Origin of the sequence: Winogradskya consettensis (genome assembly GCF_018332715.1) — a bacterium.
Lineage (GTDB): Bacteria > Actinomycetota > Actinomycetes > Mycobacteriales > Micromonosporaceae > Actinoplanes > Actinoplanes consettensis.
Genome location: NZ_BOQP01000007.1, coordinates 12,834 through 35,838, shown reverse-complemented (window position 1 = coordinate 35,838; position 23,005 = coordinate 12,834). Strand labels below are relative to the sequence as shown.

Here is a 23,005-nt window from a genome sequence, read left to right as displayed (position 1 = left end):
TCACGCGATGGCGTTGTGCACGGCCACACGGTGCGTATCCGGGTTGGACCAGCTCCAATTCGGATGCGCCCGGTTGGTGAGAAGGACGACGACCATCTTCTTCGCGGGTACGACGAGCAGGCTCGTCCCCGTGAAGCCGGTATGACCGAAGCTCGTGGCACTCGCGAGCTTCCCCATGAACCAGGTCTGATTCATCTCGACGCCGAGCCCATGGTCGGCGGTACGGTTCGGCCGTTCCGCGTCGATGGCCCTCTTGCCTTTGTTGACGTTCGTCAGCGCCTTCTTGAGCACCTCGGCGGACAGCACCCGCTTGCCGTTGTAGGTGCCACCGTTGAGCATGAGCTGCCCGATGACCGCGACATCCTTCGCGGTGGCGAAAACCCCCGCATGCCCGGCGACCCCACCGACAATGTTCGCGACATCATCATGCACGGTCCCCCGCAGCAGACCCCGTGAGGTACGCGCATCCGTGGCCACCAGCCGCTGTTTGTCGCTCACCCATTTCAGCGGCAGGAACCCGGTGTCCTTGAGCCCGAGCGGCGTGACGAGATTGTCCTTGAGCGCCTTGTCCAGGCTCTTCCCGGTGAGCTTCTCGACGAGGCGCCCCAGCACCATCAGCCCGACACTGGAATACCGGAACGTGTCACCCGGCACGCCACCCTTCACCAGCGCCGTGGTCATGACGGAATGCCACCGAGCGGTGTCGCTCGACATTCCGGTGACCTTGGCGCCCACGGGCAGCGCCGACGTGTGCGCCAGCAACTGCGCGACGGTGATCGCCGCTTTGCCCGTACCCGTGGATTCCGGAAGGTAGCGCTGGATCGGCGCCTGCAGATCGACCTTGCCCTTGTCGACGAGCTGCAGAACAAGAAGCGCGGTGTAGACCTTGGTGATCGAGGCCAGGTCAAAAATGGAGTCGGTACGCATGGCGACGCGCTTGGCGGCCGCCAGTTCCACGGGTCCCGCTTTGTAGCGCAGAGCACTTCCGACAGCCGTGTGCAGCGTCGTTCTACCGTCGACAACGACAAGAGCGACGGCTCCCGCGTACCCAGGATGCTTGGGATTGTCGGCAGTCGGTTTGAGATATTTCGTCATCGCCGTCCGCACACGCCCCGCATAGGCCGGCGCAATCGCCACATGCCCCGTGGGAGCAGCCGTGGTCGCTCCCGGCTGCACTGCGGCCGCGACGTCAGCCGCCTCCGTGGAAGGCGCACCCGAGGGGGCCGGTGCCTCGGCCCACATCGGCGCTTTCTCGGACGAACCGCAGCCGGCGAGGGTGGCTGCGGCCACGCTCAGTCCGGAGGTGAGCGCCGCACGGCGGGAAATCGACACTGCGGCATCGTGCCACAACGCGGTGTTCCAGGAGATCCCCGAATCAGGCGGCGCCCAACGAGGTCAGCGGGCCCCGGCAGCCTGCCCGCCCCCGCGAAGCTGCTGCGCGTGGCCGGTTCCATGTGGACCGCAAGCGGCCCGGCGGGCGGCGATCCGCATCGTGAGAGAATGGCCGGATGGGAAACGAACGCGTGAACGGCGACATCGATACGCGGGTCTCCCTCGCACAGGACCGCAAGACCGCCCCCGCGGTGCTCTACGAGCTGGCCTCCGACCCGTCCGCCCTGGTGCGGGCGGCCGTTGCGGCCCGCCCTGACGCCCCGGCCGAGGCGCTGCGCCCGCTGGCCCGCGACCGTGACCGTAATGTCCGGGAAAAGGTCGCGAGGAACCCCTCCGCCTCTCAGCACAACCTGCTGCGGCTGCTCGGCGACAACGACCGATGGGTGCGCTGGGCCGTCGCGACCAACCCGGCCTGCGACAACCGCCTGCGCAACACCATGGTCAAGGCGGACGACAAGGAGCTGCGCGGCCTGCTCGCCGAGCGGCCCGAGCTGGAGTCCGACATCGCGGCCATCCTGGTCAAGGACGTCTCACCCGAGGTCCGGGAGCGGCTCGGCGCCCACACCCAGGATCCCACCGTCATCGCGACGCTGCTGCAGGACAAGACGGTGCGGGTCCGCAAGGGCGTCGCCGTCAACCCGCGGACCACCGCCGAGCAGCGGCACATCCTGGCCGGCGACTTCTCGCCCGACGTCCGTGCCGCGCTGGTCCGCGCGCTGGAGCTCGACGAGGCCGACCTGCAGACCCTGCTGACCGACCGCTCGGTCGAGGTGCGGCGCTCGCTGGCCACCTCCGACCGCACCCCGGCCCACATCCGCCAGGCGCTGACCGGCGACCCCGACGAGACCGTGGCCGAGGACGCCCGCCGCTACGACCCGGCGGCGGCCCCGACCCTGGACCCGGCCCCCGCCCAGGCCCCGGCAACCACCCGCGCCCCGGAGTCCACCGCCCGGGTCGGCGGGCGCAAGCAGGCCGGCAAGCGCTTCCCGGGTAAAACCACCCGATAACTCCTTCTCGTCCCGCGCCGGGCCACGCTGCGGCATCGTGGCTGGTAGGCGACGGGGCGGAGGAACGCATGACCGTGGCAACGGCGCCCGGCCCACCGGCCGGCGGCCGTGACGAGCTGCCCGGCGGCGAGCTGCCGGGGCCGGCGGCCGGCGGCCGGGCTGAGCTGCTCCGGGTGAGCAGCCGCTCCCGGCTGCGTCGGGTCTGGCTACCCGGCGACGCCGGGACGGTGCTGCTCAAGGAGCCGCTCGGCACCGGGGCCCTGGCCCGCGCCCGCCACGAGAACATGATCCTCGACCGGCTCCGCGGCATCCCAGGGATCGGGGGACTCGCCGGCCTCGCCATCGCCGACACCGTCGTCCTGCACGACATCCGCGGCGAGCGGGTGGAAGCCGTCCTCCGCGAAGGCAGGCTCAGCCCCGGCTCGGTGCTGGCCATCGCCCGCGACCTCGCCGCGACGATCGCGGTGATGCACACCCGCGGCGTCGTGCACCTCGACATCAACCCCGCCAACGTCCTGCTCACCGGTCCCGACCGGCGCCCGATCCTGATCGACTTCGGCGCCGCGACCAGCCTCGCCGACGACGACCCCGGTTTCACGCACCACGGCGACATCGTCGGCACCCTCGCGTACCTGTCACCCGAGCAGACCGGCCGCACCGGCCGGCCCATCGACCACCGCACCGACCTGTACGCCCTCGGCGCCACCCTGCACGAGATGGTCACCGGTGCCCCGCCGTTCTCGCCCGGCGACGACCTGCGCCTGATCCACGACATCCTGCTGCGCACCCCCGAGCCGCTCACCACGCTGCTGCCCGGCTGCCCGCCCGCCCTGTCGCAGATCGTGACGCGGCTGCTCAGTAAGGAACCCGACGAGCGCTATCAGAGCGCCCAGGGCCTGCTGCGCGACCTGAACCGCGTCGCCGACCAGCCCCGGGAGACCTTCGAGCTCGGCCGCTGGGACTTCCCGTTCCCGTTGAGCGCCCCGGCCCGGCTCGTCGGGCGTGACCGTGAGATCACCGCGCTGCACGCCGCCTTCACCCGGGCCATGCTCGGCAGCCGGCGCGGACTGCTGATCACCGGCGTGCCCGGCGTCGGCAAGACCGCGCTGATCAACGAGCTGCGCCGCCCGCTCACCGCTCGCGGCGGCTGGTTCGTCTCCGGCAAGGCCTCGCAGTACCAGGAGGCCACCACCACCGGGCCCGTCCAGCAGGCCCTCGGCGGTCTGGCCCCGCTGCTGCTCGCAGAACCCCCCGACGTGCTCCTCGGCATCCAGCATCGCCTGCGCGACGCGCTCGGTCCCCACGCCGGCCTGATCGCCGCCGCTCTTCCCCCGTTCGCGCCCCTGCTGGGGGACACCGACACCACCACCGAGGTGGGTACGGGCTCCAGGCTGCCCCGCGCCCTGGTGGAACTGACCCGGGCGATCGCCTCCGCCCAGCGCCCCGTCGTCCTCGTCATCGACGACCTGCACTGGGCCGACCCGGTCTCCCTGACCCTGCTCGACGCCCTGGTCACCGAGCCCGACCTGCCCGGACTCATGATCATCGGAGCGTTCAGGGCGGACTGGGCCGACGCCGGCCACCCCCTCACCGCTCTGGTCGCCCGCTGGCGGAGCCTCGGGGTGCCGCCGGCCACGATCGCGCTCGAGAACCTGCCCGCCGACCGGACCACGGCGATGCTCGCGGATCTGCTCCGGCTCCCGGCCGCCGCCGCCGAACGCCTGGGCACCTGCCTGTGCCGGCACACCGCGGGCAACCCCTTCGACACCCTCGAACTGCTCAACGCACTGCGCCGCGACGACCTGCTCCACCTCGGTGACGACGGCTGGACCTGGGACGACACCGCCATCCGTGACCACGTGGCGCGCGGCGACGTCCTCGACCTGCTGCAGGACCGGCTGGGCCAGCTGCCCCCGGCGACGCGGTCGCTGCTGCACACGATGGCCTACCTCGGCAGCGCCGTCCCCGCCGGCCTGCTCGCCGTAGCCGCGGACCTGTCCATGGCCGATCTCGTCCAGCAGCTCGGCCCCGCCCTCGACGACGGGCTGCTCCTCTGGCAGCACACCGACCTCGGCGACCACGGCCAGCTCCTGCGTTTCCGGCACGACCGCGTGCACCAGGCCGCCTTCGACACCGGCGACATCCCTGGCAGGGCCGGGCACCGCCTCGCCCTCGCCCGCCGCCTCGCCCAGGACGCCACCTGCACCGTCCCGGCCGCCGAGCAGTACCTGGCCGCGGGCGCAGACCTGCCCGAGGACGAGCAACGCCGCGTCCGCTCGTACTACCGCGCCGCCGCCGAACACGCCCTCACCGCCGGCAACCACGCCACCGCCAACCGCTTCCTCACCGCCGCCGCCGACCTCCTCGACGGCGACGACCTGCTGGAGATACGGGTCCGGCGCCACGCCGTCCGCTACTCGCTCGGCCTGCTCGGCGCGGCCGACGCCGACTACGCGGCGATCGAGGACGCGATCACCGCCCCGATGGACCTCGCCGGCCCCGCGTGCATCCAGATCGGCAGCCTCACCCAGCGCAACCGCCACCGCGCCGCCCTCGACCTCGGCCTCGCCCTCCTGCGCCGATTGGGTCAGACCACGCCGGCCCCCGCGGAGCCCGTGCCAGCCGCGCGGGTCGCCGAGCTCGCACGGTGGGCGGGTGAGCTGAACCTCAGCCAGGACCTGGCCCGTCCCGAGGCGGACCGGCCCGTGGTCCTCGCGACGGCGCGACTGTTCAACCGGCTCAGCCCGACGGCGTACTTCCTGCAGGAACAAACCCTCGTCGCGTGGTTCGTGCTGCAGGGCCGGCGGATGTGGGTCCACGAGGGACCGTGCGCGGAGCTCGCCGCGCTGCTCGGCGTGATCAGCCCGGTGGTGACACCCGCGCTCGGCGACCTCGCCCTGAGCCAGGCCGTCGGCGACCACATGCTCGCGTTCTGCTCGGCGCGCGGGTTCGAGCCGCTCACCGCGATGCTGCGGCACCGCCAGTCGCTGCACGTCATGCCCTGGACCGGCCCGCTGGAACGCAGCATCGAACAGGCCGCGCTGGCCCGCACGGCACTGATGCGCGGCGACGACCCGCAGATGGCCGGGCACGCCGCCCTCACCCTGCTCAGCGCGCAGCTCGAATGCGGCCGCACCCTGGACACGTACGCCGAGGAGATCGCCACCACCGAGGCCTTCACCACCCGCAACGGGCACACCCAGATCCAGCCCGTCGTCGCCGCCCACCGTCACCTCCTCCGCACCCTCCTGGGCACCCGCGACGAGACGCCGCCGGGCGAGGAGGTGCTGCCGGTCCGTGAGGCCAGTCCGTTCGCCGCCGGGATCGATCACACCTACCGTGCGCTGGCCGCCGCGCTCTCCGCGGACACCGAGGCGCTGCACGTTCATGCAGCCGAGGCCTACCGGCTGCGCGCCGCGGTGTCCGGTTATGCGACGTCCCTGATCCGCCTGCTGCGCGCTCTGTCACTGACCGAGCGACGCCGCGACACGGGGGAGCCGGACGGCGACGCCGAGATCGAGCGGTGCCGAGACCATCTGCGCACCTGTGCGGCGACAGCGCCGGCCAACTTCGCTCATCTCGCCGCGCTCGTCGATGCCGAGTACGCCTGGGCGCGAGGCGATTTCCGGGCCGCGCTCACGGCGTACGATCAATGCCGGAAGCTGGCCGCCCTGCAGCAGCGACCCTGGCACCAGGCCCTGGCCGCGGAGCGTCTCGGCCGGTTCCAGCTCACCCAGGCCCTGCCCGACGCGGCCCAGCGGACCCTCTTGCAGGCCCGGCAGGCCTGGGCGGCGTGGGGCGCGACCGGCAGGACCGCCCAGCTCGACGCCGAGTTCCCGGCCCTGCGCGGGACCGCCGCGACCAGCCACAGTGGCACCACGGTCACGAGCGCCCTGCGCGCCGACACGATCGACACCCTCGCCCTGCTGCGCGCGTCCCAGGCGATCAGCTCCGAGACCAACCTGGAGCGGCTGCACCACAGCATCGTCGACCAGCTGGCCGGTCTCACCGGCGCCACCGATGTCGTCGTGACGATCCATGACCAGGACACCGGCGACTGGTACGTGCCCCCGTCGGAGCACACCGGCGGCCGCCCGCTCGGCGTGGTCGAGGCCGCGAACCGGGGGCTGCTGCCGATCGGCGTGTTCCATTACGTCGAGCGCACCGCCGAGCCGGTCCTGGTCGACGACGTCACCCGCGACGACCGGTTCCTGCGCGACCCGTGCTTCGCCGGTCTCGACCGCTGCTCGCTGCTGGCCGTGCCGGCGCTGCACCACGGCGCGGTGAACGCGATCCTCATCCTGACCCGCTCGCACAGCAGCGCCGCGTTCACCGCGGACCGCCTCGACGCCGTCAAGATGATCACCGGGCAGCTGGTCATCTCGATCGAGAACGCCCGCCTCTACGCGTCACTGGAGGCCAAGGTCGCCGCACGCACCACGGAACTCGAGGCGGCCAACCGCAGCCTGGAACAGCTCACCACCACCGACGCGCTGACCGGCATCGCCAACCGCCGGGGCTTCGACCGGGCGCTCGACCGGGAAACGCGGTTCACCCTCGTCCTGCTCGACGTCGACCACTTCAAACTCTTCAACGACGCGTACGGTCATCCCGCCGGCGACGACTGCCTGGCCCGGGTCGCCGCCACCCTCGCCGAGAACGTACGCGGCTCCGACCTCGTGTTCCGCTACGGCGGCGAGGAATTCGCGCTCCTGCTCGCCGACACCCCGCCCGCCGAGGCCCTGCGCGTCGCCGAACGGGTCCGCGCGGCCGTCGAGGCCCAGCGGATCCCGCACGAACGCGGCCTCGGCGGCGTCGTCACCGTCAGCGTCGGCGTCGCCGCCCACGACGGTGAGATTTCTCCGGGCCTGCTTCTCTCCCGCGCCGACACGGCCCTCTACGAGGCCAAAGGCGCAGGCCGCAACCGGGTCCGCAGCTACGCCGCTCAGGACTGTCCGTTATAGATTCCCATCGACGTCATTGATCGATGACCTTGAGGCTGTCATGCTGGCCGCGTGGCAGACCTCACCAGCCTGACCTCATCGCCACCGCGGGTCGGATCGTTGTCACGGTTCCGTCTGCTGGCAGCCGGAAGCATGATCTCCACGTTCGGTGGCTTCCTCAACATGGTGGCCCTGAACCTGTTCGTCTACCAGGCCACGGGCAGCGCCGTCGGCGTCGGCGCGTTCCTCGCCCTGCGCCTGGGCTGCGGATTCCTCGCCGGGCTCGGCGCCGGCTGGATCGCCGCCCGGCTGCCCCGGCGGCCCGTCCTGATCGGCTGCAACATCGTGCAGGCCGCCACGCTCACGGCGCTGGCGGTCACCCCGCAACAGACCCAGCTCGTGCTGCTGCCGGTCGTCGCGGTGGTCGCCGGGCTGCTGGGCACCACGTCGGCGGTCCTGCTGCGCAGCAGCGTCCCGGATCTCGTCGGCGCCGACCAGCGGGTCGCCGCCAACGGATTGCTGGTCACCGGGCGCGCGGTGGCGACCGCTGCAGGGTTCGCGGCCGGTGGCGTGCTCGTCGGATGGCTCGGTTACCGGGCCGCCTTCGCCATCGACGCCGCGACCTTCCTCGTGCCGGCGGCGATCCTGATCCTCGTCCCGATGAATTTCGCCGCACCGCGGCGGGAGTCCGAGGTGGAACGTCCGCGCCGCACCAGGAGCTGGGTCGTGCTCACCGCCGTCCCCGCGATCGGCGTCATCGTCGCCGTCCGCGCCGTCGACGCGTTCGGCTCGGCCTCGCACAACGTCGGCCTGCCCGTCTACGCCACCGAGAACCACCCCGGTGACCCGGCCGGTTTCCTGGGTCTGTTCTTCGCGGTCTGGGCGGTCGGCCTCATCCTCGCCCACCAGGGTGTACGCGTCGTGCGCCGGCGCCTCGGCGACCGTTACGACGAGCCGGGCCGCACCCAGCGCGGCTTCCTCATCGGCACCTGCGTCATGTCGCTGGCCTTCGTCGCCGCGTTCACCGGGCTCCCGTTCCCGCTGATGCTCCTGGTCGCCCTGATAGCGGGCATCGCGGACGGCTACACCGAGATCACCTACTCGACGCGCATCCAGGCCGAACCCGAGCCGTACCGGGGCTACGCGTTCGGCTTCACCGCGATGGCGGAGAACGGCGGGCTCGGCGCGGGAATGCTCGTCGCCGGCGTCCTGGTCGAACTCTGGAATCCGCTGTGGACGGCCACGCTCATGCACGGCCTCGTCATCCTGCTGGCGATCGTCCCACCACTGATCATCGGCCGCCGCGCTCTTCACAGGAGTGACCCATCGCAGGCGTAACCCATCACCAGCGTGACCCATCACCAGCGTGACGCAGCGAGACAAGCCTGAGCAGAAGGGCCTTCCATGCCAGAGCTCGACGAGTTGACCGCCGCGCTGGCCGCCTGCGAGGACATCGCGGACTTCGCAGCAGGCCCTGGCGAGGTCTTCGTGGTGCCGGCGCCGGGAGTCGACGCGAGGGATGCCCGGCGCATCGTCACCGCGGCGGTACTACCGTTCACGCGGGAGTTACCCCAGGTCACGGCGGTGACGGGCATCGCGCGTACCGATGAGGGCGATCTTGACCGGTCTGTCATGCATGCCGTGTCGGCTCCATCGGCCCGGCAGGAAACACCGGTCACCCCGGAAATCCCGGAGGGCCCGGCCGCGATCATCGGCGGCGGCACCCTGCCCACCGGACCCGACGACCCACCCGACCTGGTCCGAGCCCTGCTCCGAGCCGCCAACCGCTTCCCCGACCGCGGCCTCACCCTGGTGGAGGCGGACGGCACCCGCCACCTCACGTACGCGCAACTGCGTGACGCCGCCCTACGCACCCTCACCGGCCTGCGCGGCGAGGGGTTGCGCCCCGGCGACCCGGTGATCCTGCACGCTCCGACCCTGACCGGCCACTTCACCGCCCTCTGGGCCTGCGTGCTCGGCGGCGTGCAGCCCGTCGCCGTTGCCCAGGCGCCCGGATACGAGCAGCGCAACGCCACCCTCGACAAGCTGATGCACGCGTGGCGCACGCTCGGCGAACCCCCGGTCCTGTCCGGCGGTGCCACGGTCGCGGCCCTCACCGGTTACGCGGGCGGCGACGGCATGCGCGTTCACGACCTCGCGGCGTACGCCGGCGCCGCACCCGCCCCCGACCCGCACCTGCCCGCCGCCGGTGACGTCGCCGTCCTGCAGCTCTCCTCGGGCAGCACCAGCCAGTCCAAGATCATTCCGCTGACCCACCGCGGCCTGCTCCGCTACGCCCAGGGCGCCCGGCACGCCGGCCGGTTCCGCGACGGTGACACCGCCCTCAACTGGCTCCCGCTCGACCACGTCGCCGCCCTGGTCATGACGCATCTCGGCCCGATCCTGCTCGGCAGCCCGAGCGTCCACGTCGCCACGTCGCTGATCCTCGCCGACCCGCTGCGCTGGCTCGACCTGCTGCAGGAATACCGCGCCGAGCACAGCTGGTCCCCGAACTTCGGGTTCAAACTCGTTGCCGAGGCGCTGCGCCGTGGCGATCCGCGCAGCTGGGACCTGCGGCACGTACGCAGCCTGGTGAACGCGGGCGAGCAGTGCACCGAACCCGTGATGCGCAGGTTCGCGGAAGCGACCGAACAGTTCGGCCTCGGCGTCCGTCCTTTGTTGCTCGCCTGGGGCATGGCGGAGACCTGTACGGTCACCGGCTACCAGCCGTTCGACGACACGGCCGCTCAGCACGTGCGGGTCGGCGCGGGCGGCGTACGACTCGACCTGCACGACCGGCCCGCCCAGGGCGACAGCACCCTGCTCAGCATGGGCCCGCCCGTGCCCGGCACCGAGATGCGCGTGACCGCCGCCGACGGCAGCACCGCCCTGCCGGAACGGCACATCGGCCGGCTCCAGGTCCGCTCCGAGCGCGTACTCCCCGGCTACCTGCACAACCCCGAGGCCAACCGCGAGGCGTTCCCCGACGGCGACTGGTTCGACACCGGTGATCTCGCGTTCGTCCACGAAGGACGTATGACGATCACGGGGCGGGCCAAGGAAGTCATCATCGTCAACGGCGTCCACTACTTCTGCCACGAGATCGAGGACGCCGTCGGCGAGGTCGACGGCGTCGCGGTCAGCTTCGTCGCGGCCCTGGGCGTGCCCGACGCCGAGGGCATCGAACGCATCGCCGTCCTGTTCGTCCCGGCCGGTGCCCCGGACCCCGAACTGCTCAGCCGCATCCGCCGCCACCTCGCCGAACGCCTGCAGATCATCGGCGCCACGGTCGTCGCCGTGCGCCCGGACCAGTTCGACAAGACCACGAGCGGGAAGATCCAGCGCGCCGGGATGCGCGCCCGCTGGATCGCCGGCGGCTACGACACCGGCTCCGTCTTCCGCGGCCGCTGGTCACCCTTTCTGCTGCGGGATCGGCCGTCGGCCGTCACGACCAGGATCATCCCTGACGACCTCGGCCTGACAGCACAACTCACCCTTCCCGCGGGAGACGTTTCCGACCGCATCGTGTACGCCGCCAGCTACGTCGGCCCCGAGTCCACCGGCGCCGCCCTCGCCGCCTGCTCCGACCGCCTCCTCGACCTCATCCGCGACCTGCTCAACGACGGCTGGACCGGTGAGCTCGTCACCGTCAGCCGCGGCCTGCACCGCATCGACGGCACCGAACCCGGCAGCGCCCCCGCCGCCCTGACCGCGTCGATCGGCGAGAGCCTCGCCCTCGAACACCCCGGCCTACGTGTCTGGCACCTCGACCTGCCAGGCCACGACGTGGACGCGGACGCCGCCGCCCTGCAGTCGGCCCTCGACGCGAACTGGCAGCACCACGAGCCCGTCATCGCCTGGCGGGGCCGGCCCCTGGTCTGGCGCCTGCATGCCGCCGAACCCGCGCCGGACAACGCGGAACCGTTGCTGCGCAGAGGCTCTCGCTGGCTGGTCACCGGCGGACGCGGGGGAGTAGCGGCCGCGCTGCTCGGTGCACTCCCTCATGGGCTCGATCTGCTGGTGACGGGTCGCGGATCAGCCTCCCCGGACAGCGACCCCGCACTCCTCGCGCTCACCGCCGCCGGTCACCGGGTCAGCTACTCCTCAGCCCTGGACCTGGAACAAGCCGTGGTCGCCTTCGAGGACGACGGCGGCGCACCGCTCGACGGCGTGCTGCACCTTGCCGGTGACTACGCCCTCGAACCCCTCGCGGACACCGAGGCTGACCGCTGGCGCGCTCACACGTACGCCAAGGTGGAAGGCTCTCTGGCAGTCGCCGCCGTGCTCGCCCGGCGGCCCGGCTGCCGCCTGGTCGCGTTCTCCTCCCTCGTGGCCCGCGTCCCGGTCGCCGGCGCCGGCGCCTACGCGGCCGGGAACCGTTTCCTGGAAGCCCTCTGCGATCAGCTCGCGGCGACGAACCCCGTCTGGTGCCTGTCCTGGGGCGCGTGGCGCGGCACCGGCATCTCCCGCGGTCAGCGGGGAATCGAGGACACCCTGCGCCGGTACGCCCGCGTCACGGAACCCGCCGCAGCCGCCGCCCAGACCCTTACGGCGCTGACCCTCGCGCCGGGCCACCTGCTGCTCGGCGTGGACCCTGCAGCCACCCGCTTCCGAGGCCTGATCCAGCCCCCGTCGCTCCTGGCGCCGTCCGCTGCCGTTCCGGCTCGTGCGACCCCACCGGCCACAATGGACTCCGGTGTCCACCGCCTCGTCCGCGACGCCCTCCCGCCCGGCATCCCCGACCACACCCCGTTCTACGACGCCGGCCTCGACTCCGTCGCCATCCTGCGCGCCCACACCCTGCTGGAACAGTCCCTCGGCCGCACCCTCCCGCAGACCATGCTCTTCGAACACGGCACCCCCGCCGCACTGGCAGCCCATCTCGCCGGCGACCGGCGCCCGGCCGACTCGCCTCTAGCGACGACCGCGGACACCCGCATCGCCGTCATCGGTATCGCCCTGCGCTTCCCCGAAGCCGGCACCACCGCGCAGTACTGGCAGAACCTGCTCGACGGTCGGATCAGCATCCGCCGCTTCACCCGCGACGAACTGCTCACCGCCGGCCTGAGCGCCACCCTCGTCGACGACCCGCAGTTCGTGCCCGCCAGCGGCGCCCTCGAGGACATCGCCGGCTTCGACGCGGAGCTCTTCGCCATCAGCCCCCGTGAAGCCGCGCTCATGGACCCCCAGCACCGCAAATTCCTCGAGGTCTGCCACGAAGCATTGGAGGACGGAGGGTACGCGGGGACGAACCGCCCGATCGCGCTGTACGCGGGATCCGGCATGCACCTCTACTCCCTGCGTACCTATCTGCGTGAACAACTCGCCGGCCTCGATCCCGCCGATCAGGTAGCCGCACTGCAGGCCACGATCGGCAACGAGAGCGACTTCCTCGCGAGCCGCGTCGCGTACAAGCTGGGTCTGACCGGCCCCGCGGTCAGCGTCCAGACCGCCTGCTCCACCTCGCTGGTCGCCGTCCACCAGGCCGTCCGCGCCCTGCTCGCCGGCGACGCCGAGATGGCCCTCGCCGGTGCCTCGGCGCTGCACATCCCCGGTATCGCCGGCTACCGCTACGAGCAGGGCTCCATCCTCTCGCCGACCGGCACCTGCCGCGCGTTCGACGCCTCGGCGGACGGCACCGTGGGCGGCAACGGCGTCGCCGCCGTCCTCCTCAAACCCCTCGACCGCGCCCTCGCCGACGGCGACACCGTCCACGCCGTCATCACCGGCACCGCCGTCAACAACGACGGCGCCGACAAAGCCGGATACGCCGCCCCCTCGGTCACCGGCCACGCCGCGGTGATCCGCCGCGCCCTGACCGCGGCCGGCCTCGGCCCCGACGACATCGGCTACCTCGAGACCCACGGCACCGGCACCCCCGTGGGCGACCCCATCGAGATCGAAGCCCTCCGCACGGTGTACGCCACCCGCCGCCGCCCCCTCACCCTCGGCGCCGTGAAACCCAACATCGGCCACCTCGACACCTGCGCCGGCATGGCCGGCCTGATCAAAGCGATCCTCGCGATCCGGCACGGCGTCATCCCCCCGATCGCCGGCCTGCACCAACCCAGCCCCGCCCTGCGCCTGGGCGACAGCCCGTTCGTCCTGCCCACCACCGCAGCACCCTGGCCACTCGGGCAACCCCGCCGAGCCGGCATCTCAGCCCTCGGCGTCGGCGGCACCAACGCCCACGTCATCATCGAACAAGCCCCACCCCAGGTCCCGACACCGCCTTCGTCGCCCGGCTACCTCATCCCGCTGTCGGCTGTGGCCACTGAACCCCTCGCCACACTGGCCGAACGCGTCGCCGACCGGCTGGAAGACGCCGAGCCACCCACCCCCGCGGACGTACTGACCACCCTCGGCGAAGGCCGCCGGCGCTACGTCTCACGCCTCGTGGTCTGGGGCGAAACAGCCAGCGAGACCGCCACATCCCTGCGGGAACACGCCGCCGCGCTCCGCTCTGCCACGGTCCCGCTGCCCCTCCATGGCGTCACAGGAAGGGCCACAGCCGCCGCGGATTCAGTGGTCTTCGCCCTCTCCGGACAGGGCACCGACACCACTCGCGCAGCCGCCGAACTGATGCACTACCCCATCGCCCGCGACACACTGCGCGAATGCGCAACCCTCCACGACCGCTGGTGGGGCGGCGACCTGTTCACTTCTGCACGCGGCAACACCGCCCTGGACCAACCCGCACTACTCGCCATCCAGGTGGCCCAGGGCCGCCTGCTCTCCGCCATGGGCATCAATCCTGACGTCCTGATAGGACACAGCGCCGGAGAGTACGCGGCCCTGTGCCTGGCCGGCGCCCTGAACCTCCCGGACGCCCTGTTCCTGACCGCCCTGCGCGGAAACCTGATGCGCCAACGCACAGCCCCCGGCGCCGCGCTCGCGGTCCTCACCGACGACACCACAGCGGCGGAGCTCTGCGAAATCCTCCCCGGCCTGACCCACACCGTCCGCAACAGCCCCGACAACCAGGTCATCGCCGGCACCCCCGAAGCCATCCACCAGGCCCGCGCAGCCCTCGACGACGCCGGAATCCGCTACCGCCCTCTCACCGCCGAGCACGCCTTCCACTCCGCGGCCATGGACCCCATCCTGACCGACCTGACCATCCAGGCGGACCTCCTGACCTGGCACCCCCTCCAGATCCCCTTGGTGAACCACCCCGCCGGCACCCTCCTCAACGGCACCCACGTAGCCCACCACACCCGCTCCCAAGCGGACTACCGCACAGCCCTCGAATCCCTCCACACCGCCGGCCACCGAACCTTCCTCGAACTGGGCCCGGCCGCCACCCTCACGGCCCTCGGCCAATCCTGGCCCGACACCACCTGGATCCCCCTCGCCCGCAAAACCGGTGGCGTCCCCCAGGCCGCCGCCGACCTCTTCCGCACCGGCCACCCCCTCACCTTCACCCCCCTGACCCCACCCGCCCACCGGATCCCCCTGCCGACCACCCCCTTCCGTCCCACCCCCCACTGGCACACACGGCCCACCCCAGCCACACCAACTCCCGCCCCGTCCGCGGCCGCTGACTCCGAGGCCGGCGCAGGCCCCGCCGATGCCGAGCTCATTTCCGTTGCCCCCGCCGTTGTGCTCCCTGCCGCTGGAGGTCTCCCTGCCATGCCTTCCCACCCCTCAGCAGCAGCCCCCGCCGTGGCCACCATCGTCCTCACCCGGGTCCAGGAGATCACCGCCCGCCACCTCGGCACCTCCCCGGCCGACCTCCCCACCGACCGCCCCTTCTTCGACCTCGGCGCCGACTCCCTCCTCATGATCAACATGCTTCGCGAACTCGAATCCACCTTCGGCATCCGCATAGCGATGCGAGAACTCTTCGAGGACTACGACACCGCCGCCCTCCTGGCCCAGACCATCACCACCCGCATGCCTCCCACCCAACAAGCCGCCTTGGCCACCATCGCCGTCACTTCCACTGTCCCGTCCCCATCTCCCGACATGGCTTCGGTTCCGGCCATCGCGCCACCCACTGCCGCGCCCTCATCACCTCTCCCCGCTGCCGCCCCGCTCGCTGCCATCCATCCGGCAGCGGAGCCCGGCCCGGCAGCCGCCCCAGCCCAGGCGGCACGTCCCATGGCCACCCCGTCCGTCCAGGTAGCCGCTCCGGCATCCGTCCCGGCCGCCGCTCCGCATACTTCAGCCGCGGCGTCGCCGACTTTCGGGGCGCCCGCGCACCTCTCACCCCCGTCCGGCTCAGCCTCACCCGCCCGGGATGAGATAGTCCGATCTCAACTCGACCTGATCGGCCGCTTCACCGACCTCATGGCCCAGCAGCTACAGGCGATGCCCGCGGACCCCACCGCCCCGCCCCCGTCGCCACCCGCATCTGCCCTGCCCCCGCCGTCACCGCAGCCGCTGTCTGTGCCGCAGCCGCCATCCGTGCCGCAGTTTCCATCCGCACCCGGGCCATCCGGCGAAGCCCAGTTCGGCCCGCGCCCGCAGGCCATTCCCCGCAGCGCGACCTCAGGTCGGATGGACGCGCGCCAGCAGCAACACGTCGATGATCTGATCAAGCGCTACACCGCCCGCACAGCAACCTCGAAGCAGATCACCCAACGCCACCGCCGCAGGCTGGCCGACAGCCGGGCGGTGGTCGGGTTCCGCCGCGCGACCAAGGAGATGCTCTACCCGATCGCGGCCCGCAGCTCCAAGGGCGCCCACATGATCGACGTGGACGGAAACTCCTATGTCGACATCACCATGGGGTTCGGAACGCTGCTGTTCGGCCATGAACCCGCGTTCGTCACCGATGCGGTGAGCGCGTTTCTCGACAACGGGATGCGGTTCGGTCCGCGCAGCGAGGAGACCGGTGAGGTCGCCGAGTTGCTGTGCGAATTGACCGGCATGGATCGGGCTGCGTTTGCGACCACGGGCACCGAGGCGAACTCGGGCGCGTTGCGGATTGCGCGGGCGTACACCGGCCGGTCGGTTGTGGTGACATTCGAGGGTTCGTACCACGGGCACATCGATCCGGTGCTGAGCCGATCGGTGCCTGACGGCGCCGGGCTGCGTACGGTGCCGGTTTCGGAAGGGATTCCGGATTCGGCCGTGGCGGAGATCCGGGTCCTGACCTACGGCGACCCGGCCAGCCTGGAGGCGATCGCCCGCGAGGCAGGGCAGATCGCGGCGGTGGTCATCGAACCCGTCCCGAGCCGGCACCCGGACCGCCAGCCCGTGGAGTTCGTCCGGCACCTGCGCGAGCTCTGCGACCGGCACGGCATCGTGCTCATCTTCGACGAGATGCTCACCGGTTTCCGCCCCCACCAGCAAGGAGCACAAGCCCTCTTCAACGTACGCGCGGACTTGGCCACCTACGGCAAAGTCCTCGGCGGCGGCTACCCCATCGGCGCGATCGCGGGCCGCGCGGACATCATGGACTGGGTCGACGGCGGCTTCTGGAGCTACGGCGACGCGAGCGCCCCACCGCAGGACACCACGTTCTTCGGCGGCACCTATCTGCAGCATCCCGTGTCGATGGTGGCTGCCAAGGCAGTCCTGCAGCATCTGCGTGACGAGGGCCCGGCCCTGCAGGAACACCTGAACGCACGAACGACAGGCCTGGCCACCACCCTCAACGACTACTTCACCGAGGAAGAATTCCCGCTCCGGCTCCACCATTTCGGCTCGCTGTTCCGCTTCACCTCCACAGCAAGCCTCGACCTGTTCTTCCACCACCTCCTGCTCAACGGCATCCACGTCTGGGAATGGCGCAATTTCTTCCTCTCCACCGCCCACACCGACGCCGACCTGACCCTCATCACCAACGCAGCCAAAACCAGCCTCACCGACCTCCGCGCAGCCGGCTTCTTCCCCCACCCCGAAGCCCACGCAGCCATGACGCCCCCCGCGTTGACGGCGCCCGCGTTGACGGCGCCCGCGTTGACGGCGCCCGCAGCCATGACGGACTCGGCGGCCATGAACGCTCCGGCACCCAGGGCTCCCGCACCCACGGCGGCTTCCGCAGCTCCCGCAATCCCAGCTCCCGCAGCCGCAGCCATCGCAAGCACAGCCATCGCAAGCACAGCGGCCACCACATGGCCCGGAGTTACCGCATCCCCCGCAGCAACCAATGTGCAGTCAGGCCGCCCCACGCCCACCCATTCAACCCAGGTTCCTAGGACGCCCGACACCACGAGACCCGGGACGCGAGCGGTAGAGCAAACACCGAAGCGATCACCGAAGAAGCCAGATCTCAGCCTCTACTTCTTCGGCGACTACCCCCGGGAGAGCGCGCAGGCGAAATACACGGCGATCATCGACGCGGCGACGTTCGGTGATGAGCACGGGCTGCACGCGGTCTGGTTGCCGGAGCGTCACTTCGACTCGTTCGGGGGCATCTTCCCCGACCCGGCCGTGCTGGCGGCGGCTCTGGCGACCCGCACCACCCGGATCGGCTTACGGGCCGGTTGTGTGGTGCTGCCCCTGCACGACCCCATCCTGGTAGCCGAACAGTGGTCGATGGTGGACAACCTGTCCGGCGGCCGGGTAGCGCTCGGCTGTGCAAGCGGCTGGCACGCGCGAGACTTTGTGCTTGCCCCCCACGCATACGGCGATCATCGCGACCGCATGTACGAAGGCATCGACCGAATCAAACAGCTGTGGCGCGGGGAAGCGGTCACGGGCACGGCGGGTGACGGCACCCAGACCGAGGTACGCCTGTTCCCCCGCCCGATCCAGCCGATGCCCGACTTTTACACAGCGGTGGTCGGCAACCCGGACAGCTATCGCCGAGCGGGCGCGGCGGGCCTCGGCGTCATCACGAACCTCATGGCGCAGACAGTCGAGCAACTGGCCGCGAACATCGCCATCTACCGGGCAGCGCGCCACGACGCCGGCCTCGATCCGGAAGCCGGACGGGTGGTGCTCCTGCTGCACACCTACCTGGGCGACGACGGCGAGCAGGCGAGGGCGGAGGCGTTCGAGCCGTTCTGTGACTACCTGCGTTCGTCGCTGGCGCTGTTCGGACAGCTCACGAACAGTCTGGGCATGCACATCGACCTGGACTCGACGCCCGCGGACGATCTGGAGTTCCTGCTGCGCCGCGCGTATGAGCGTTACACCACCGATCGGGCACTGATCGGTGGTGCGCGGGAGTGCGCGCCGCTGGTCGCCAGGTTGACCGAGTTGGGCGTCGACGAGGTCGGCTGCTTCGTCGATTTCGGTGTGCCGCCTGACCGCATGCTGGCCGGGCTGCCCGGGATCGAGCAACTGGGCGACCTGCTGGAGGTGGGGGAGCGGACACGAACGCTCACTCCGGCTCAGGAGCAGATGTGGCTGGCGGAGCAGACGGGGCCCGGTCCCGCGTACACAGAGTCGGTGTTCGTCCGTCTCACCGGCGACCTCGACGTCACCGCACTGGGCGCGGCCTTCGATCTGGTCGTGCAGCGCCACCCGCTCCTGCGCGCCACGTTCGCCGAGGTCGACGGTGCTCCGCGCATGCTGGTGGGGGATGCCCGGCCGCGCCCTTTGCCGGTGACGGAGGGCGAGACCGAGGCCGGGGCGGTCGATGCCGAGACCCGGCACCGCTTCGACCTCACTGCCGGTCCACTGTTCGAGCCGCGCCTGATCCGCGAGGCCCCGCAGCAGCATCTGCTGGTGGTGCGCATGCACCACCTGGTCATCGACACGCTGTCGGCGGAGATCCTCACCCGCGAGATCTCCACCGCCTATCGAGCCTACAAAGACGACAGGGATCCTGGGCTTCCCGCCCTGCCCCCGGCGCCCCAGCGGGAGAGCAACCGTAACGACGTGGACCAGCAGTTCTGGGTGACGACGCTGGCTGACCGCGCGGCCCGTGCCGAGCTCCCGGCGGACCGTCCCCGGCCATTGCGGCCCACCGGCGCCGGCGAAAACGTGCGCACCACCATCGACGATGCCCAGCACGACCGGATCGCCCAGTTCTGCCGCGAGCACCGCGTAACCGTCTACACGGTGCTGGTGTCCGCGCTCGCCATCGCCCTGCGCCGGCTGACCGGCGAACCGGACGTCATCATCGGCTCACCCGTCGCCGACCGCCCCGACGGCACGGAACAGCAGGTGGGCCCATATCTCAGCACCCTGCCGATCCGCGTACGCGTCAACGACCGCGACGGTTTCGCCGACCTCACCCGCTCGGTACGCACCACCGTGCTGGACGCCCACGACCACCGCAGCCTCGGCCTCCCCGCCATCCTCGCGGCGACACACGCGGACAAGCTCTTCGACGTCGTCATCCAGTACGACCGGGCCCCCGTCTTCGCCCTCGACCTCCCCGGAGTCGACGCCGACCCGCTCCCACTGGCGGCCCGCCGCGCCCCGTTCGACCTGACCTTCTCCTTCACCGGCTGGGACCTGCGCCTCGACTACGCCACCGACCTGTTCGACGAGCCGACCGCCCGCCGCGTACTCGACCAGTTCCTCCTGGCCCTGCGCACCGGCCTCGCCCGCCCCGGCGCGGCGCTGGCCTCCCTGCCGCGCCTCACGGCAGCCGACGCAGCCCACCTCACCCTCTGGCAACACGGCCGCCCACCCGCACCGTACGCCCAGACGCCGATCACCACCCCCACCCCCATCCACGAGCCGACCGCCGCCGCCGTGGTCACCCTCACCGTCCACGAGCCGACCGGCATCACCACCGCCCAGCAACTCCAAGAGAAGGCAGCGGCACTCGCGGCCACCCTCCGATCAGCCGGCGCGGGCCCGGGCACCCTGGTAGGCATCGAGCTGCCCCGCGGCGCGGACGCGGTGACCGCCATGCTCGCCACACTGTGGACCGGCGCGGGCTACGTGCCACTCGATCCCGCGCAACCGGCTGCCCGCCGCGCGGAGATCGCCGCAGCCGCCCAGGTCGTCACCGTGGTCACCCCGGAGATGTTCTCCACAGTCGACACGGCCGAGCGGTTCGAGCCGGTGACCCCGGACCCGGACGACACGGCGTACGTCCTCTACACCTCGGGCTCCACCGGCCGTCCCAAAGGCTGCCGCATTCCGCACCGCGCCATCGCCAACACCGTCGCCTGGTGGATCGACGACCTCGCCGTCACCGCCGCCGACCGCCTCAGCTGGTACTGCAGCCCCGGATTCGACGCGTCCTGCGTCGAGGTGTGGCCGGCCGTCCGCACCGGCGCGGCCCTGTTCCCCGTCCCCGACGACATCCGCCTCGAACCCGAGAAGCTGCAACGCTGGCTGATCGACAACCGGATCACCGTCGCCATGTTCCCCACGCCGATGGGGGAGCTGCTGCTGGATCTCGACTGGACCGGCGAGACCCCCGCACTGCGCCACCTCGTCGTCGGCGGCGACCGCCTGCGCCACTGCGGCCCGGCGACCCTGCCGTTCGCACTGACCAACATCTACGGCCCCACCGAGGCAACGGTCGCCTGCACCACCGCCCGCGTTTCGCCGGGCACGGTGGGGGCACCACCGATCGGCCGCCCGGTCCCCGGCATGTGGGTACGCGTCCTGGACGAGCACGGCGAACCGGTCCCGCCCGGCGTCCCCGGTGAGCTGTACGTCGGCGGCGTGCAGCTCAGCGACGGCTACCTGGGCGCCCCGGACGAGACGAAGCAACGGTTCGTCCAGCACGACCGGTTCGGGGCGGCGTACCGCACCGGCGACGTCGGGCGCTGGCGCAACGACGGGCAACTGGAATTCCTGCACCGCAACGACGAGCAGGTCCAGATCCGCGGTTACCGGGTCGAGCCCGGCGAGGTCGAGCACCGCCTGCGCGGCCTCCCCGGCGTCCGCGAGGCAGCCGTGCGCAGCCTGCCCGACCACCGTGGCGAGGTCATGCTCGCGGGTTACGTGGTCGCCGACTCGGACACGGTCACGCCGGAATCGCTCACGAACGCACTGGCGACGGACCTGCCCGCGTACATGATTCCGTCGGTCTGGACCCTGCTCCCGGCCCTGCCCGTGACCGCAAACGGCAAACTCGACCGCGCAGCCCTGCCCACGCCGATCACCCCGGCCCCCGCACCGATGAGCGCCGCGAACACTCTGGAATCCCGGCTGCACGAGTTGTGGTGCGCGGAAATCGGCCGTACCGCCATCGGTGTGCACGAGACGTTCTTCGCCGCCGGCGGCCACTCGCTCGGCGCGGTGCGCCTACTGAACAGGGTGCGTACGGAGTTCGGGCGCGCTCCTGGCGTACAGGAATTCCTGTCGCACCCGACCATCCACCGCATGGCGCAACTCCTGCGGAAAGATGTCGACCCCGAGGTGGTGCGCAGCGCCCCGGCTGCGGTTGTCCAGGCGCGCCAGCGCGAAAGCACCCTGGCCAGCGACGTCCCCAGCGTCCTGACCATCGCTGTGCGTTTCACCCTGACCGGCGCCGTCGACCACTCCGCGCTCCAGCAGGCCGTGACCGCTCTGGCCGAGCGCCACCCCGCCCTCCGCACCCGCTACGCGGTGCAGAACAACACCGTGATCCAACAGGTCCTGCGCCCCCTCCCGGTCCCTCTGACCGTACGCACAGAGCCCCGCAGCCACTGGAACACGATCGCCACCCAGTGGGCCGCCCTCCCCTTCGCCCTGGACGACGAACCAGGCTTCCGCGCAACCCTGCTCACCACCCCACCCCCGTCCCCACCACTCCACCCCGGCTCGGAGCCGGCGCCCTCGCCCGCTCCCGGGTTCACCGCGGCCGAGCCCACGGCTGAGCTGCTGCTGGCGATCCACCACGGCGTCTGCGACGGTTGGTCCCTCGGCGTGATGACAGAGGACCTCGCCGAGCTGTACCGCGCTGCACAAACGAACACTCCCGCCGACCTGCCGGTGCTCGACGCGGACTTCATCGACTTCGCCGACTGGGAACGCGCCTACCTGCAGGATCCCCGGACCCGTCAGGAACTGCAGACCTGGGCCGACACGGTCACCCCCGGCCTGCACACCCTTGTCCTCCCGACCGACCACCCGCGCACCCCCGATCAGTCCCGATCAGGCGCCGCGCACTACACCGAGCTGCCCTCTGCTCTCATGGACAAACTCTCGGCGTACGCGACTGAGCGAACGAGCACCCCGTATGCCGTCCTCGCCGCAGCCTTCGCCTGGTTCGCCCACCACCTGACCGGCGCCGGAACAATCCCGCTCAACTCCACCGTCGCCAACCGCCCCGACGCCCGCTTCGACCGCGTGGTCGGCGTCTTCGCCAACGCGGCCTGGCTGATCATCCCCACAACCGGCGCCCGCACCTTCAACGACCTCGTCGACCGTGCCACCCGAGCCACCTGGCAGATGCTGGCCATGCAGTCGATCCCGTCCCGCACCCAGACCGCGGCCCTGGGCGAAGCCGTAGCGTCCCCCGAACGCGTCTACTTCGCCATGCTCGACGAAGGCGACACCGAACTCCGCCTCCCCGGCCTGGCCCCTGCCCCCGCCCGCCCCATCGACCTCCCCGGCGCCCGAGGCGACCAGGCCTGGCAACTCCAGCCCCTCCCCAACGGCACCCTCCGCCTCGAGATCATCTACGCCACCGCCCTCTTCAGCGAACCCACCGTCGCGGCCTGGGCCACCCGCTATCTCACCCTGCTCACCCAGGCCCTGACCGACCCCACGGCCCCACTGCCCCCGCCGGACAGGACCCCATGAGCCGCGAGTCCGGGTCCATGGCCGGAGCCGGAGCCGGAGCCGCGCGCCGCCGACCCCGCCCGCGGT

5 protein-coding genes are annotated in these 23,005 nt (G+C 71.4%); 4 read left to right on the top strand and 1 reads right to left on the bottom strand.

Features of this window, described 5'->3' with window-relative positions; genetic code table 11:
- Window positions 1–1,332, bottom strand: a complete 1,332-nt coding sequence (locus Aco04nite_RS07780; RefSeq protein ID WP_244875816.1) for a serine hydrolase domain-containing protein — start codon at window positions 1,330–1,332, stop codon at window positions 1–3.
- 176 nt (window positions 1,333–1,508) lie between these two features.
- Here Aco04nite_RS07780 and Aco04nite_RS07775 point away from each other — a divergent pair, with 176 nt between their 5' ends.
- From Aco04nite_RS07775 to Aco04nite_RS07760, 4 genes are all read left to right on the top strand, one after another.
- Window positions 1,509–2,399, top strand: coding sequence for a hypothetical protein (locus Aco04nite_RS07775; RefSeq protein ID WP_212996503.1), 891 nt, complete (start codon window positions 1,509–1,511; stop codon window positions 2,397–2,399).
- A 68-nt stretch (window positions 2,400–2,467) separates the two neighbouring features.
- On the top strand, window positions 2,468–7,363 hold the full coding sequence (locus tag Aco04nite_RS07770; protein WP_212996502.1) for a diguanylate cyclase: 4,896 nt from the start codon (window positions 2,468–2,470) through the stop codon (window positions 7,361–7,363).
- Between the two features lie 51 nt (window positions 7,364–7,414).
- Complete coding sequence (locus Aco04nite_RS07765) at window positions 7,415–8,680, top strand: MFS transporter (RefSeq protein ID WP_212996501.1); 1,266 nt, start codon at window positions 7,415–7,417, stop codon at window positions 8,678–8,680.
- Between the two features lie 66 nt (window positions 8,681–8,746).
- Window positions 8,747–22,939 (top strand): non-ribosomal peptide synthetase/type I polyketide synthase, encoded by a 14,193-nt coding sequence (locus Aco04nite_RS07760; protein ID WP_212996500.1) that lies wholly within the window; start codon window positions 8,747–8,749, stop codon window positions 22,937–22,939.
- The last annotated feature ends 66 nt before the right edge of the window (window positions 22,940–23,005 follow it).

Coding starts and splice junctions, on each gene's coding strand:
- Aco04nite_RS07775 (WP_212996503.1), top strand. CDS start 1,509: ATGGGAAACGAACGCGTGAACGGCGACATCGATACGCGGGTCTCCCTC.
- Aco04nite_RS07770 (WP_212996502.1), top strand. CDS start 2,468: ATGACCGTGGCAACGGCGCCCGGCCCACCGGCCGGCGGCCGTGACGAG.
- Aco04nite_RS07760 (WP_212996500.1), top strand. CDS start 8,747: ATGCCAGAGCTCGACGAGTTGACCGCCGCGCTGGCCGCCTGCGAGGAC.